The 14,078-nt window shown below is 70.3% G+C and carries 12 protein-coding genes; 9 read left to right on the forward strand and 3 right to left on the reverse strand.

Translation table 11 applies throughout. The features are described 5' to 3' along the window. Window positions 1-73 precede the first annotated feature (73 nt). The 5 genes from ABD693_RS08590 to ABD693_RS08610 are packed head-to-tail and all read left to right on the forward strand — an operon-like array spanning window position 74 to window position 7,400. Window positions 74-499: a hypothetical protein gene (locus ABD693_RS08590; RefSeq protein ID WP_344696649.1), complete on the forward strand. Its 426-nt coding sequence runs from the start codon at window positions 74-76 to the stop codon at window positions 497-499. Next, entirely contained in the window at window positions 496-1,761 is a 1,266-nt protein-coding gene (locus ABD693_RS08595) for an efflux RND transporter periplasmic adaptor subunit (RefSeq protein ID WP_425567271.1), read from the forward strand. Before ABD693_RS08590 ends, ABD693_RS08595 begins: the two co-directional genes overlap by 4 nt. A gap of 57 nt (window positions 1,762-1,818) precedes the next feature. Then, window positions 1,819-4,992 (forward strand): efflux RND transporter permease subunit, encoded by a 3,174-nt coding sequence (locus tag ABD693_RS08600; RefSeq protein WP_344696650.1) that lies wholly within the window; start codon window positions 1,819-1,821, stop codon window positions 4,990-4,992. A 12-nt stretch (window positions 4,993-5,004) separates the two neighbouring features. After that, complete coding sequence (locus ABD693_RS08605) at window positions 5,005-6,402, forward strand: efflux transporter outer membrane subunit (protein WP_344696651.1); 1,398 nt, start codon at window positions 5,005-5,007, stop codon at window positions 6,400-6,402. An 11-nt stretch (window positions 6,403-6,413) separates the two neighbouring features. After that, window positions 6,414-7,400, forward strand: a complete 987-nt coding sequence (locus ABD693_RS08610) for an MBL fold metallo-hydrolase (RefSeq protein ID WP_344696652.1) — start codon at window positions 6,414-6,416, stop codon at window positions 7,398-7,400. On the opposite strand, the gene ABD693_RS08615 is transcribed toward ABD693_RS08610, so the two are convergent. The 3 genes from ABD693_RS08615 to ABD693_RS08625 all read right to left on the reverse strand — a co-directional run bounded on the left by ABD693_RS08615 (window position 7,373) and on the right by ABD693_RS08625 (window position 9,938). After that, window positions 7,373-8,701, reverse strand: coding sequence for a sensor histidine kinase (locus ABD693_RS08615; protein WP_344696653.1), 1,329 nt, complete (start codon window positions 8,699-8,701; stop codon window positions 7,373-7,375). The two genes, ABD693_RS08610 and ABD693_RS08615, sit on opposite strands and share 28 nt — an antisense overlap. Before the next feature lie 53 nt (window positions 8,702-8,754). Next, window positions 8,755-9,438, reverse strand: a complete 684-nt coding sequence (locus ABD693_RS08620; RefSeq protein ID WP_344696654.1) for a winged helix-turn-helix domain-containing protein — start codon at window positions 9,436-9,438, stop codon at window positions 8,755-8,757. A gap of 71 nt (window positions 9,439-9,509) precedes the next feature. Further along, entirely contained in the window at window positions 9,510-9,938 is a 429-nt protein-coding gene (locus ABD693_RS08625; RefSeq protein ID WP_344696655.1) for a PDZ domain-containing protein, read from the reverse strand. 143 nt (window positions 9,939-10,081) lie between these two features. Here ABD693_RS08625 and ABD693_RS08630 point away from each other — a divergent pair, with 143 nt between their 5' ends. From ABD693_RS08630 to ABD693_RS08645, 4 genes are read left to right on the forward strand one after another with little or no spacing between them, the layout of a single operon-like run. Continuing rightward, entirely contained in the window at window positions 10,082-10,789 is a 708-nt protein-coding gene (locus ABD693_RS08630) for an AcvB/VirJ family lysyl-phosphatidylglycerol hydrolase (protein ID WP_344696656.1), read from the forward strand. Next, window positions 10,786-11,196 (forward strand): DUF2147 domain-containing protein, encoded by a 411-nt coding sequence (locus tag ABD693_RS08635; protein WP_344696657.1) that lies wholly within the window; start codon window positions 10,786-10,788, stop codon window positions 11,194-11,196. Before ABD693_RS08630 ends, ABD693_RS08635 begins: the two co-directional genes overlap by 4 nt. Next, the gene (gene mprF, locus ABD693_RS08640; protein WP_344696658.1) at window positions 11,193-13,808 is read left to right on the forward strand and encodes a bifunctional lysylphosphatidylglycerol flippase/synthetase MprF; all 2,616 of its coding nucleotides are present in this window, start codon (window positions 11,193-11,195) and stop codon (window positions 13,806-13,808) included. The genes ABD693_RS08635 and mprF overlap by 4 nt, the downstream gene beginning before the upstream one ends. A 47-nt stretch (window positions 13,809-13,855) precedes the next feature. Next, window positions 13,856-14,047, forward strand: coding sequence for a hypothetical protein (locus tag ABD693_RS08645; RefSeq protein WP_344696659.1), 192 nt, complete (start codon window positions 13,856-13,858; stop codon window positions 14,045-14,047). Window positions 14,048-14,078 lie beyond the last annotated feature (31 nt).

Here is a 14,078-nt window from a genome sequence, read left to right on the forward strand (position 1 = left end):
TTTCATCAATTCGTCCGGAGCCCCGTGCTTTCCGGGAACGACCGGTCACGTCCGGTGAACAGGAGGATTTTCCATGGCTTCGATGCCCCTTGCCTTTCCGGCCGCCGAGCGCCCGACCCCGAGCGTTCCGCAGCTGACGCTGGTGCCGGCCGCGCCGCGCCCCGAGCCCGAGCCCAAGCCGGTCCGCCTGTCGGCCTTCGACTGGTCGATCGTCGCCCTGGCCGAGCGCGACAGCCTCGCCAGCCTTCGTGAACCCGGCCGCTTGGCGCGGGCGATGGAAATGCTGTTCGGCCTGACCCAGCCCAACAAGCTCGCCAACAGCCGCAGCGAGACGCTGCGCCGGGTGGCGGTCTGGGCGTGGCGCCGCGGCTGGAGCATTCCGAGGAGCGAGATCGACGACTTCCTCGCGGCGGGCTTCACCCTCGACCAGCTCGACCTCATCCAGACCAGCATCGCGAAGAGTCGCAAGACGGCGGGCGAGCGGAGGCGGGGCCGGTGAACGTCGTGACCAGGATCGAAGGCGAGCAGCCGGTCGAAGTGCGCAAGCGCAAGCTGACGCCCGCGCAAAAGGTGATGCTGGGCGTGCTTCCGGTCGCGGTGGCGGGCGGGATCCTGCTCGGCCGCGGCGGGAGCGACAGCGCCAATGCCGCGCCGCCGCCGGCGACGGTGACGGCGGCGAGCCCGATCGTGCGCCAGATCACCGAGTGGGACGATTATTCGGGCCGTTTCGAGGCGAGCCGCTCGGTCGAAGTCCGGCCGCGCGTCTCGGGTGCGATCACCGGCGTCCATTTCCAGGACGGCGCGGTGGTGCGGCAGGGGCAGCTCCTGTTCACCATCGATCCGCGGCCCTTCACCGCAGCGCTGGCCGAAGCGCAGGCGGCGGTGGCGAGCGCGCAGAGCGACCTGTCGCTGGCCCGCGCCGACCTCGGCCGCGCGACCCGCCTGCTCGAGGTCGACGCGGTGTCGCGGAGCGACGTCGACCGGCTTCGTGCCCGGGTCCAGGCGGGCGAGGCGGCGCTGGCGGCGGCGCAGGCGCGGGTCCGTTCGCGCGCGCTCGATGTCAGCTTCACGCAGGTCCGCGCGCCGATCACGGGGCGGATCTCGGACCGGCGGATCGATGCCGGCAATCTCGTCGCGGGCGGTGCCGTCGGCGGCGAGGCGACCCTGCTGACGACGATCAACGCGCTCGATCCGGTCTATTTCACCTTCGACGCCTCCGAAGCGCTTTACCTCAAGGCGCGGCGCGCACGCGAAGCCGGAGCAGCCCCGACGACGGTCGCGATCCGGCTGCAGGACGAGACCGACTACAAGTGGCGCGGGCGGCTCGACTTCACCGACAACGGGATCGACAATCGCTCGGGCACGATCCGGCTTCGCGCCGTGGTGTCGAACCCGACGCAGTTCCTGACGCCGGGCATGTTCGGCAACCTGCGGCTTGCCGCCGGCGGCACGACGAATGCGTTGATGGTGCCCGATGCGGCGGTCCAGACCGACCAGGCGCGCAAGGTCGTGACCGTGGTCGGCAAGGACGGCAGCCTGTCGCCGCGGCCGGTGGTGGTGGGGCCGCTGCTCGACGGCTTGCGGGTCATCCGCTCGGGCCTGTCCCCAAGCGACCGCGTGGTCATTGCCGGCGCGCAGCTCGCGATGCCGGGGGCCAAGGTGAACGTGAAGCCGGGCGTGATCCGTCCGGCGCCCTCGCCGGCCGCGGCAAGCGCGCAACCGACCCAGCCGGCGGGCGAGGCGACCTTCTCGGCGCCTTGAGCCCAGCCGCCTTCATTCGATCCAACTGAACCCACGCCCCGGCGAGGAGCCGCACCCATGCGCCTGTCCCGTTTCTTCATCACGCGGCCGATCTTCGCCGCCGTGCTCGCCATCCTCATCACGGTGATGGGCGGGATCGCCTATTTCGCGCTGCCGGTGTCGCAATATCCCGACATCGTGCCGCCGACCGTGACGGTGAGCGCAAGCTATCCGGGCGCCTCGGCCGAGACCGTGTCCGAAACCGTCGCCGCGCCGATCGAGCAGGAGATCAACGGCGTCGACGACATGATCTACATGTCCTCGCAATCGACCGGCGACGGGCGGCTGACGATCACGGTCACATTCAAGCAGGGCACCGACCTCAACGCCGCGCAGGTGCTGGTCCAGAACCGGGTCGCGATTGCCGCGCCGCGCCTGCCGCAGGAAGTGCAGCGATTGGGCGTGGTCACGCGCAAGACCTCGCCCGATTTCCTGATGGTGGTGAACCTCGTCTCGCCGGGCAACAAACTCGATCGCGGCTACATGTCCAACTATGCGCTGACGCAGGTCCGCGACCGGCTGGCGCGGCTCGACGGGGTGGGCGACGTCCAGCTGTTCGGCGCGCGCGACTATGCCATGCGGGTGTGGATCGACCCGACGCGGGCGGCCGCGCTCAACCTGACGGCCGGCGAGATCGTCGCGGCGCTGCGCGCGCAGAACGTTCAGGTGGCCGCGGGCACGCTCGGCCAGCCGCCCTACAACACGGGCGCGGCCTATCAGCTCAACGTCGAGACGCAGGGCCGCCTCGCCGACCCGTCGCAGTTCGCCAATGTCGTCATCCGCAGCGATGCCGACGGGCGGCAGGTGCGGGTGTCGGACATCGGGCGGGTCGAACTCGGCGCCGCCGATTATGCCTCGAACACCTATCTGTCGGGTGAGCCGACGGTGCTGCTTGGCGTCTTCCAGCGGCCGGGCTCGAACGCGCTCGCCGCCGCCGAGCTGGTCAAGCAGGAGATGGAATCGGCGTCGAAGAGCTTTCCGCCGGGACTCGAATATCGGGTGATCTACAATCCGACCGAATTCATCGCGCAGTCGATCGACGCGGTCGGCCAAACGCTGCTCGAGGCGGTATTCCTCGTGGTGCTGGTGATCCTCGTCTTCCTCCAGCGCTGGCGCGCGGCGCTGATTCCGGTGCTCGCCATTCCGGTTTCGCTGATCGGCACCTTCGCGGTGCTGCAGATGGTCGGCTATTCGCTCAACAACCTGTCGCTGTTCGGACTGGTGCTGGCGATCGGGATCGTGGTCGACGACGCCATCGTCGTGGTCGAGAATGTCGAGCGCAATCTCGCCAAGGGGATGACCGGGCTGGAGGCGGCGCGGACCTCGATGGATGAGGTGGCCGGGGCGCTGGTCGCGATCGTGCTGGTGCTGTGTGCGGTGTTCCTGCCGACGCTATTCCTCAACGGGCTGTCGGGTGCCTTCTACCACCAGTTTGCGGTGACGATTTCGGCGGCAACGCTCATCTCGCTGCTGCTGTCGCTGACGCTGTCGCCGGCGATGGCCGCGCTGCTCCTGAAGCCGCACGGTCACGAGCCGCCGAAGAACCGCCTTGCCGCGCTGGCGCAGGGCGCGGGCGACCGCTTCAACCGCGCGTTCGAGCGGTTCGGCGAGACCTACGCCAGGCTGACCCGGCGGCTGGTGCAGGCGCCCAAGCGGATGATGACGGCCTATGGCGTGCTGATCGCGCTGACGGTGGGGATCTTCGTGATCACCCCGACGGGCTTCATCCCGGCGCAGGACCAGGGCTATTTCCTGACCGTCATCCAGTTGCCCGCGGGCTCGTCGCTCGAGCGCACCGACGCGGTGATGCGCAAGGTTGCCGCCCGAATCACGCCCATTCCGGGGGTGAAGGGCGCGGTCATGCTCGCGGGCTTCGACGGCGCCTCGCAGACGCAGGCCCCCAACGCCGCCGCGGCCTATATTCCGCTCCAGTCGTTCGAGGAGCGCAAGAAACTCGGGGTGTCCCTGAAGGACATCATGGCCGAGGCGCAGAAGCGCACCGCCGACATCAACGAGGCACGGCTGCTGATCGTGCCACCGCCGCTCATCCAGGGCATCGGCTCGGCGGGCGGCTACCGGATGATCGTGCAGGATACCGGTGGCCACAGCTTCCAGGAGCTGAACGGCCTGTCGTGGGCGCTGATCGGCAAGGCCAACCAGACTCCGGGCCTTGCCCAAGTCTACACCCTGTTCGATGTCACGACGCCGCGCGTCTATGCCGACATCGACCGGGTGAAGGCCGACATGCTGGGCGTGCCGCCCGAGCGGATTTTCGAGGCGCTGCAGGTCTATCTGGGCTCGGCCTTCGTCAACGACTTCAACCTCCTCGGCCGGACCTACCGCGTGACCGCGCAGGCCGACGCGCCCTATCGTGCGAGCGAGGCGGACATCGCCAACCTCCGCGCCCGGTCGAACAGCGGTGCCATGGTCCCGGTGGGCTCGGTCACGACCTTCCAGGACCGGACGGGGCCGTATCGCGTGTCGCGCTACAACGGTTTCCCGGCGGTCGAGATCGACGGCGACACCGCGCCGGGATTCTCGTCGGGGCAGGCGCTGACCAAGATGGAGGGCCTCGCTGCCGGGGTGCTGCCCGCGGGCTTCCGGACCGAATGGACCGGGATCGCCTACCAGCAGAAGGCCGCCGGAAGCACGGCGACCCTCGTCTTCGGGCTCGCCGTCCTGTTCGTCTTCCTTGTGCTGGCGGCGCAGTTCGAGAGCTTGGTCCTGCCGCTGTCGATCATCCTGATCGTGCCCATGTGCCTGCTCGCGGCGATGGTCGGCGTGAACCTACGCGGCATGGACAACAATGTCCTGACGCAGGTCGGGCTGGTTGTGCTGATCGCGCTTGCGGCCAAGAACGCCATCCTGATCGTCGAGTTCGCGCAGCAGGACGAGGAAGCGGGGATGAGTCCGATCGAGGCGGCGGTGCGCGCCGCCCGCGACCGGCTGCGGCCGATCCTGATGACGAGCTTCGCCTTCATCCTGGGCTCGGTGCCGCTGCTGATCGCCGACGGGGCGGGCGCGGAGCTTCGCCAGGCGCTGGGGACGGCGGTGTTCTTCGGAATGGTCGGGGTGACCGCCTTCGGACTCATCTTCACGCCGACCTTCTACGTCGTTTGCCGGAGCCTCGCGGAGAAGCTTCGCCGCCGTCGCGGGTCGGCACCCGAGCCCGCCCTGCTCCCGGCCGAATGAGGACCTCAATCGATGACCAAGAACCTGCTCCTCGCCTCGCTGTCGGCGATGACCCTCGCGGCCTGCGCCAGCGGTCCGGATTATGGGCCCAAGCCCGTCACCGCCTCGGCCGCCGCGCCCTTCGTTCACCAGCAGGGGGCGGCGGTGACCCCGGCCGAGCCGGTCGGCAACTGGTGGCAGCTCTATCGCGATCCCGTGCTCGACGGGCTGGTCGGTGACGCGCTTGCCGCCAATACCGACGTTCGGGTGGCGGTCGGTCGGCTGGCCAAGGCGCGGGCACTGCTGCGCGAGACTCGCGGCAATCGCGAGCCGCAAATCGGCCTTGGCGGGTCGGCGCAATATGGCCGGCTGCCCGGCCCCGACCTCGGCCAGAAGCGCGAGGATCTGCAGGTCGATGTCGGGCTCGACGTCGCTTACGAGGTCGATCTATTCGGACGCGTGTCGCGCGGGATCGAGGCGGCGCGTGGCGACGTCGCGGCGGCGCAGGGCGACACCGATGCGGTGCGCGTCGCGGTGGTGGCCGACACCACGCGGGCTTATGCCGACGCGGCCTCGGCCGCCGAGCGGCTGGCGGTTGGAGAAAGCATCGTCGCGCTGCTCGACCGGTCGCTCAGCCTGACCGAGCGGCGTCATCAGGTCGGGCTTGCCAATGGGCTCGACACCGCCCGGATCGCGGCGCTGCGCGACCAGCGCCGGGCCGAGCTGCCGCGCATCGCGGCCGAGCGCGAGGCGGCGCTACTGCGCCTCGCGACTCTGACAGGGCGGGCGCCGCGCGACCTGCCGGTCGTTGCTGCGGCGCGGACGAGCACGTTGCGGCTCGATCGCCCCATTCCCGTCGGTGACGGGGCAGGGCTGCTGGCAAGGCGCCCCGACGTTCGTGCGGCCGAGCGGAGGCTCGCCGCCGCCACCGCTCGGATCGGGGTCGCGACCGCCGACCTCTATCCGCGGATCACGCTCGGCGGATCGGTCGGATCGAGCGGGGCAGGGCTCGGCAACCTGTTCGGTGCCAATCCGCTGACCTGGCTCGTGGGGCCGCTGATCAACTGGACCGCCAACCGCAGCGCCGCGCGGGCGCGGGTCGCCGGGGCCGAAGCGGATACGCAGGTCGCGCTCGCCCAGTTCGACGGAGCGGTGCTCGGCGCGTTGCAGGAGACCGAGACGGCGCTCTCGGCCTATCGCCGGGCGCTCGAACGCCGGGCCGCGCTCCAGTCGGCGGCGGCCGAAGCGGAGAAGGCGGCGCGGATCACCCGCGCGCAGCAGCGCGAAGGGGCGATCGGCTCGCTCGAACTACTCGATGCCGAACGCACCGCGGCGGATTCGCGGGCGGCGCTGGCCGAGGCCGATGCGCGGATCGCCGACGCGCAGATCGACCTGTTCCGCTCGCTTGGCGGAAGCTGGACGGCGGCCTAACGCTGGCATCGATGAGCAAGCGCAATCCCTATTACGCCGGGCCGGTCTCGGACCATTTCGACGGGCTGCGCTTCTTCAATCCGGGGCAGGGCTCGACCGACCGGGGACTGCGCGACATCCTGAAGTGGCAGCTCGGCGGTGGCCGGGCGAAATGGCCCAGGTCGGTGGCTGTCACGCCGACGAAACCCGAGCCGCGGATCGAGGGCCTCGCGGTGACGATGGTCGGGCATGCGAGCGTGCTGATCCAGGTTGAGGGGACGAATATCCTCGTCGATCCGGTCTGGTCGGAGCGGGCCAGCCCGGTCGGCTTCGCGGGGCCCAGGCGCGTCACCGCGCCGGGGATCGCGTTCGAGGATCTGCCGCCGATCGACCTCGTGCTCGTGACGCACAATCATTACGACCACCTCGACCTCGCGACGCTCCGTCGGATCGAGGCCACGCATGCGCCGCTGGTCGTCACCCCGCTCGGCAACGACGTCGTCCTGCGGCGCGCGGTGGCCGCGGAGCGGATCGTGACGCTCGACTGGCATGGCGAGCATGCGGCGGGGGACGTGCGGATCACTTGCGTGCCCGCCAACCACTGGTCATCGCGGGGACTGGGGGACCGGCGGATGGCCTTGTGGGGCGGGTTCATGGTGCGCACGGCCAGGCGCCTCGTCTACAATGTCGGTGACACGGGCTTCGGCGACGGGCGGATCTTCAGCGAGGTGAAGGCGCGACACGGGGCGCCCGACCTCGCGATCATTCCGATCGGGGCCTATGCGCCGCGCTGGTTCATGAAGGACCAGCATGTCGATCCGGCCGAGGCGGTGCGGATCATGGAAGCATGCGGGGCGGCCTGCGCGGTCGGCGTTCATTGGGGGACGTTCCAGCTCACCGACGAAGCGCGCGACGAGCCGCGCCTGCGCCTCGCCGAGGCGGTTCGGGCGAGCGGCCATGACGCCGAGGCCTTCGTCGCGCTCGAACCCGGTCAGTGCTGGTCGATGGCGGCCGGCTGAGGGTTGCGGGCGACGAGGATTGTCGCGCGCAGACCGGGTTCGGCATCCTCGAGGAGGAGTTCGCCGCCGTGAAGGTGCGCGATGGCATTGACGAGCGCGAGCCCGAGGCCCGCGCCGTGGCCATGGCGGGCGGGGTCGAGGCGACCGAAGCGGGCCAGCGCAAGGTCGCGCTGATCGGGAGCGATGCCGGGGCCGCGGTCGCTCACGGCGAAGGCGGTGCCGTGCGGCGTCTCGGCGACCGACAGCGAGAGGGCGCCCGGCTCGGCATAGCGGAGCGCATTCTCGATGAGATTGCCGAGCGCCTGCGACAGCAGCTGGCGATCCGCGGCGATGGCGGGCGCCGAGCCCTCGACGGTGAGGGTGAAGCCCTTCTCCTCGGCGACGGGGCCGTAGAGGTCCTCGAGGTCGAGAAGCAAAGCGGCGGGGTCGACGGGGGCGAAGCGCTCGCGGCCCGCGCCAGCTTCCAGCCGCGCGATCTCGAGCGCAGTGGTGACGATCCGCAGCAGGAGGCGGGTCTCGCCGTCGGCCTTGGCGAGATCGGCCTGAGCTTCGGGATCGTCGGTCCGGGCAGAAACCCGTTCGAGATTGGCGCGCAGGCGGGTGAGGGGTGAGCGCAGGTCGTGGGCGAGGCCGTCGGTGACGAGGCGGAGTTCGGAGACGAGATGCTCGATCCGCTCGAGCATGAAGTTGATGCTTCCGCCCAGTCGGTCGAAGGCGTCGCCGCTGCCCCGGTCGGGAACCCGCTGCGACAAGGCGCCGCCGGCGACCGCGCGCGAGGTCTGCTCGAAGCTTCGGATCCGGCTGGTCACGAGGCGCGTGATGATGAAGGCGCCGGCGGCGGCGAGCAGCAGGCCGAGCAGCATCGCGCCGGTCAGCACCTCGCCGACGATCTCGGTGAGCTGCGCCTCGTCGTCGACGACATAGCCGTTCAATAGCCGCGCGCCGTCGGCGAGGCGGGTGCCGACGAGGAGCATCTGCTCGGGTGCCTCGCGGTCGGCACGGAACAGCGCGGCGTGCTGGAAGCTGCCGTCGGCGCGGATGGTCGGCGGCCAAGCGGCGATATTGCCCGCGAGGCGCCGGCCCTGGGCATCGACCAGCAGCAGCGCGAGGTCCTTGTCGTCGGGCATGGTGCTGCGCGCCTCGACCACCGCCTTGAGGCCGTTCGCGCCCTCCGCCCGGTAGGTGGTGAGGAGGTCGTCGCGCAGCTCGTCGACGAGGGTGCGGGTGCCGGCGTCGATGCGCTGCTCGACGAGCTGCCAGATGCCGACCACGAGGATCGCCGCCGAGACGATCTGGAGCACGAGCGTCAGGACGAACAGCTGGCCCGTGATCGAGCCGCCGCGGCGCGGGCTGGTCAGGGTTCGAGCCCCAGCCGGTAGCCCGCGCCGCGCACGGTGTGCAGCAACGGGGGCTGACCGGGCAATTCGATCTTCTTGCGCAGGCGGCTGACGTGGACGTCGATGACGTTGGTCCCGGGATCGAAATGATAGTCCCACACGCCTTCGAGCAGCATGGTCCGGGTGACGACCTCGCCGCTGTGGCGGAGGAGGAATTCGAGCAGGCGAAGCTCGCGCGGCTGGAGCGTGATGGCGAGGTTGCCGCGTCTGACCTTGCGGGTGAGCAGGTTGAGTTCAAGGTCGGCGCAGGTGAGGACGGTCTCGACCGCCTTGGCCGACCCGCGTCGCTGGAGGTTGGCGATGCGCGCGAGCAGCTCGGCAAAGCCGAACGGTTTGACGAGATAGTCGTCGGCGCCCTGCTCGAGCCCCTTCACCCGTTCGTCGAGCGAGGCCATGGCCGAGAGGAAGATGACCGGCGTATCGATCCCCGAGGCACGGATCGCGCTCAGCACCGACAGCCCGTCGAGGCCGGGAAGCATGCGGTCGAGGATGATGACCGAATAGGTCCCGTCGGTCGCGTGGAAGAGGCCGTCGCGGCCGTTGTCGGCATGGTCGACGACAAAGCCCGCCTCGGTCAGGCCCTTGACCACATAGTCGGCCGTGCTCCGGTCGTCTTCGACCAGCAGGATCTTTCGCGACATCGTTTCTCCTGGCGGCATGGCTAGGTCAAAGGGGGGCGCGCGCACAAGGGTGGGCGCGGATGGGGCGGGGGTCACCGGCTGACCATCGGCGCCAGCCGCGCACGGCCGCGGTGGACGTCGAGCGCGACGCGCGCATGGCGGCTCCGGATCACCCGGACGAGGTCGGACGGAGTTGCCACGGGTTTGCCGTCGACCCGTGCGACGACGTCGCCGACCCGGAGCGGCGGGTCGGCGCTGCGCCGATGGTTGGCGACGCTGGTGACGAACAGTCCGGCTTCGCCCGGCGGCAGGTGCGAGGTGCGGGCGACCTCGCTCGTCACCGGCTGGACGGTCGCGCCGACCATCCGGTCGAACCGGAGCAACGCTTCCGCCTGTTGCCGCCCGCGGGTCATGCGGGTGCTGACGAGGACCAGTGCCATGCCCACGATCAACGCCGCCAGCAGCAACGGCGCGGCATAGTCGCGCAGGCTGGTGAGGAGGGAGCGCGGGGGCGGGGCCATGGCCCTTCATGGCCGAGCGCGCTTGTCCGCAGCCTGTTGGCATCATGACAATTTGCTCATGGTCGCTCCACCGCGCGTTCGGGCCAAGAGGGGCAAAGCCGTCTCATGGTTGGGATGCGGTTTCGGTGCCCGAGGGGGCGTTCATGAAGCGGGCGCTCGTCGTGCTGTTGGTCGTGGCGGCGGCCATTGCGGGTTTCCTCGCCTATCTCGGCTATTTCGGCGGACCGGTGTTCACCCGCGTCGCCGCCGACAATCCGCGGCCGCGCACTGCGGTGTTGCTGCTGTCGGGTGACATGGGCTTCCGGGTCGGCATGGGACCGCCGGTCGCGGCGCGGCTCGCCGAGGCGGGCGTCCCCGTCATCGGGGTGAATTCGCTGACCTTCTTCCGGGTGAAGCGCACGCCGGCCGAAATCGGGCGCTTGCTGCGCGCGGGGCTGGCGCGGACGCAGTCGCTGGCACCGGGCCGAAAGCTCGTCGTCGTCGGCCAGTCGTTCGGCTCGGACATGCTGGTCGCGGGGCTGTCGCAGCTGTCGCCGGCCGAGCGCGCGCGAATCGCGACGGTGGTGCTGGTCGTCCCGTCGAGCACGATCGAGTTTCGCGCCTCGCCCTCCGAACTGTTCAGTTTCGCCAGGCCCGATGCCGAGGCCCTGCCGCTGGCGCGCAAACTCGACTGGGTCCAAATCACCTGCATCCACGGTGCGCTCGAGACCGGCAGCCTGTGCCCGCTGTGGCATGCGCCCAACGTGCGCGTGCTGACCCTGCCCGGCGGGCATCACCTCAACCGCGACAGCGACCGCCTCGCGAGGACCGTCCTCGCGGCGATCGCCGCCGCCATCGGAAAGACCGCATGATGATGAGAATGCGACTGCTGGCCTTGGCCGGCATCCTGGGGGCGGCGGCGGTGCCCGCGCAGGCCGGCAACAGCCCGATGCTCGGCACCTGGATCAACCCGCACCACAGCGTGGCGGTACGAACGTCGCCCTGCGGCGATGCGCTGTGCGGGTGGGTCGTGTGGGCGAACGAGGAAGCCAAGGGCGACGCGCGGGCGGCCGGTGTGGCCTCCTTGGTCGGGACCCAGCTCCTCAGCGACTATCGCGCGACGGGCCCCAATCATTATGCCGGCACGGTCTTCGTCCCCGATCATGCCCGGCATTTCGCCTCGAGCCTCAGCCTGCTCGGGCCGGGGCAGTTGCAGATCAAGGGCTGCATCCTCGGCGGGCTCATCTGCCGGTCGCAGATCTGGCACCGCGCCGCATGATCCCAGGCTGGTGGAATCGCCATCGCGGCGCGCTGACGGTCGCGGCCGTGGCGCTGGTCGCGGTGCTCGCCTTCGCCGCGATCCACCGGCTTATCGCTACCATCCGCTTCGCCGACGTCCGCGCGGCGGTGGAGCGGATCGGGCTCGCGCGACTCGTCGCGGCGCTGGCGCTGACGGCGTGCAGCTATCTCGCGCTCACCGCTTACGACGTGCTGGCGCTGCGCGCGATCGGACGACCTCTGCCGTGGCCGACCGCCGCGCTCGCCTCGTTCACCAGTTATACGCTGAGCCACAATCTCGGCCTGTCGCTGCTGACCGGCGGATCGGTGCGGATGCGGATCTACACCAGGGCCGGTCTGAGGCCGGGGGAGGTGGCGCAGGTCATCCTGCTTGCGAGCCTCGCCTTCTGGGGCGGGGTCGTGCTGCTGGCGGGGACGGCGCTGCTGCTGCGCCACCGCTCGCTCGACGTCGCTGGCCTTTTGGTGCCGACCACGACGCAGCATCTCGTGGGGGCGCTGCTGGTCGTCGGGTGCGCTGCGCTGCTGCTGCTCGGCGGGCGGCGCGGCAAGGCGGTGACGGTGCTCGGCTGGACGCTGCCGCTTGCCCCCGCGCCGGTGGCGCTCGCGCAGGTCGGGATCGCGGTTATCGACCTCGCGGCGGCGACCGCGGCGCTGTTCATGCTCGTCCCCGGCCTTGCCGCGCACGCCTTTCCGCTCTTCTTCCTCGCTTATGCGCTGGCGATGATCGTCGCGCTGGTGACCCATGTGCCGGGCGGGATCGGGGTGTTCGAGGCGGTGCTGCTGGCGCTGGGTCCGAGCGACAAGGCGGCGCTGCTGGCCGCGGTGATCGCCTATCGCATCATCTACTATCTCATTCCCCTGGGGGCCGCGCTGGCGATCCTCATCCTGCGCGAGGGGCGAAACGTTGCGCGGCCGATCGCGCGCGGGGTCGGTGTCGCCAGGGGCATTGCGAGCGCGGTCGCGCCGACGGCGCTCAGTCTCCTCGCCTTCGCGGCGGGCTGCGTGCTCCTCGCCTCGAGTGCGCTTCCGGCCTTGCCCGAGCGGTTGCACCTCCTGTCGGGCATCATCCCCTTGTCGCTGATCGAGGCATCGCATCTCGGGACCAGCCTCATCGGGACGATCCTGCTGCTGCTGGCGCCGGGGCTCTACCGGCGGCTCGACGGGGCGGCGTGGCTGGCCTCGATCCTGCTGATGGCGGGCGCGATCCTGTCGCTCGCCAAGGGGCTGGATTATGAGGAGGCGAGCATCCTGACGGCGGTCGCGGCGCTGCTGCACTGGCTTCGGCCCGCCTTCTACCGCCGGACGCGGCTCACCGCCGAGACGCTGAGCGGGGGATGGCTTACCGCCGCCGCGCTCTCGATCGCGGCCTCGGTGTGGATCGGCCTCTTCGCCTATCGCCATGTCGCGTATCAGGATTCGCTGTGGTGGCGCTTTGCGCTTCACGCGGATTCGTCGCGCTTCCTGCGGGCGAGCCTGGTGGCCTCGGCGACACTGGTGACCTTGAGCCTGTGGCACCTGCTGCGCGCGCCGACAGCAAGCGCGGGGCGGCGCGCAATCGATCCGGCGACGCTCGCGAGCGCGCTTGGCTATGCCACCCGGACCGACGCGATGCTCGCGCTGACCGGCGACAAGAGCTTCGTCGAGGCGCCGTCGGGCGAGGCCTTCGCCATGTACGGCGTGGCGGGAAAGACCTGGGTGGTGATGGGCGATCCGGTGGGACGGCCGGAGGAATGGCCCGCCCTCCTGTGGCAGATGCGCGCTGCGGCCGATGCGGGGTCTGGCCATCTCCTCCTCTACGAGATCAGCCCGCAATCGCTCGGTCTCGCGGTCGAGCTCGGGCTCGCCATCATCAAGTTTGGCGAGGAGGCAGTGGTCGAGCTACCGGGCTTCGACCTCGCCACGCCCGCGCTTCGCAGCGTCCGGCGGGCGAGCCGGCATGCGGCCAAGGCGGGGGCGGCGTTCCGGGTCGTGGCGGCGGCGGAGGTTCCGGCCCTGCTGCCGCGGCTGCGCGGGGTGTCGGACGAATGGCTGCGCGCCAAGGACGGGCGCGAGAAGAGCTTCAGCCTCGGCGCCTTCGACGAGGACTATCTCAGCAAGTTCGATTGCGCGCTGGTTGAGCGGGACGGCGAGATCCTCGCCTTCGCCAACGTCTGGAAGACGGCAGGGCGGCAGGAATTGTCGGTCGACCTGATGCGGCACCGGTCGGACATTCCGCAGGGGACGATGGACCTCCTGTTCGCCGGGCTGATGGAGTGGGGGCGCGAGGCGGGCTATGCGCGCTTCTCGCTCGGCATGGCGCCGCTGACGGGGATCGACGCCCGGGCGCTGGCGCCACGCTGGGCGAAGGTCCTGGCCTTCCTGTCGCAGCATGGCGAGCGCTTCTACGGCTTTCGCGGGCTCCGGGCCTACAAGGCGAAGTTCAATCCAGTGTGGGAGCCGCGCTATCTCGCGGGGCCGCCGGGCCTGGCGATGATGGCGGCGCTGATCGACCTCAGCCGGCTGATCGGGCGCGAACGGGCCGAGCCCCTGCCGCAACCTAACAGAAACGTAAGTTGCCCTTCACCCCAGCGCATGGCGGCGGCCGCCATATGAAGGACGCCCCAGTCGGGCAGAGCAATCGCATGCAAGGAGTGACAATCATGATCCGCAACACCCTGATCGGCCTCAGTGCCCTCGCGCTCGCCGGTGCGCCCGCGCTCGCCGCCGCCGCGCCGGCGCCCGCCAAGCCCGCCGCCGCCTCGACCAAGAGCGTCAAGAAGGTCCAGGCCCATAAGACCGCCGCCAAGTCGACCGCCAAGAAGCCCGCCGCCAAGTCGCAGAAGCGTCGCTGAGCCACGCGTGATCGAGGGCCGGTTTCACCCT

Source organism: Sphingomonas rosea, assembly GCF_039538065.1.
GTDB classification, from domain to species: Bacteria; Pseudomonadota; Alphaproteobacteria; order Sphingomonadales; family Sphingomonadaceae; genus Sphingomicrobium; species Sphingomicrobium rosea.

What these genes read in the sequence shown, in the direction of transcription:
- ABD693_RS08630 (WP_344696656.1), top strand. Translation starts at nt 10,082, where the DNA reads ATGAAGCGGGCGCTCGTCGTGCTGTTGGTCGTGGCGGCGGCCATTGCG.
- ABD693_RS08645 (WP_344696659.1), top strand. Translation starts at nt 13,856, where the DNA reads ATGATCCGCAACACCCTGATCGGCCTCAGTGCCCTCGCGCTCGCCGGT.
- mprF (WP_344696658.1), top strand. Translation starts at nt 11,193, where the DNA reads ATGATCCCAGGCTGGTGGAATCGCCATCGCGGCGCGCTGACGGTCGCG.
- ABD693_RS08635 (WP_344696657.1), top strand. Translation starts at nt 10,786, where the DNA reads ATGATGATGAGAATGCGACTGCTGGCCTTGGCCGGCATCCTGGGGGCG.
- ABD693_RS08605 (WP_344696651.1), top strand. Translation starts at nt 5,005, where the DNA reads ATGACCAAGAACCTGCTCCTCGCCTCGCTGTCGGCGATGACCCTCGCG.
- ABD693_RS08590 (WP_344696649.1), top strand. Translation starts at nt 74, where the DNA reads ATGGCTTCGATGCCCCTTGCCTTTCCGGCCGCCGAGCGCCCGACCCCG.
- ABD693_RS08610 (WP_344696652.1), top strand. Translation starts at nt 6,414, where the DNA reads ATGAGCAAGCGCAATCCCTATTACGCCGGGCCGGTCTCGGACCATTTC.
- ABD693_RS08620 (WP_344696654.1), bottom strand. Translation starts at nt 9,438, where the DNA reads ATGTCGCGAAAGATCCTGCTGGTCGAAGACGACCGGAGCACGGCCGAC.
- ABD693_RS08600 (WP_344696650.1), top strand. Translation starts at nt 1,819, where the DNA reads ATGCGCCTGTCCCGTTTCTTCATCACGCGGCCGATCTTCGCCGCCGTG.
- ABD693_RS08625 (WP_344696655.1), bottom strand. Translation starts at nt 9,938, where the DNA reads ATGGCCCCGCCCCCGCGCTCCCTCCTCACCAGCCTGCGCGACTATGCC.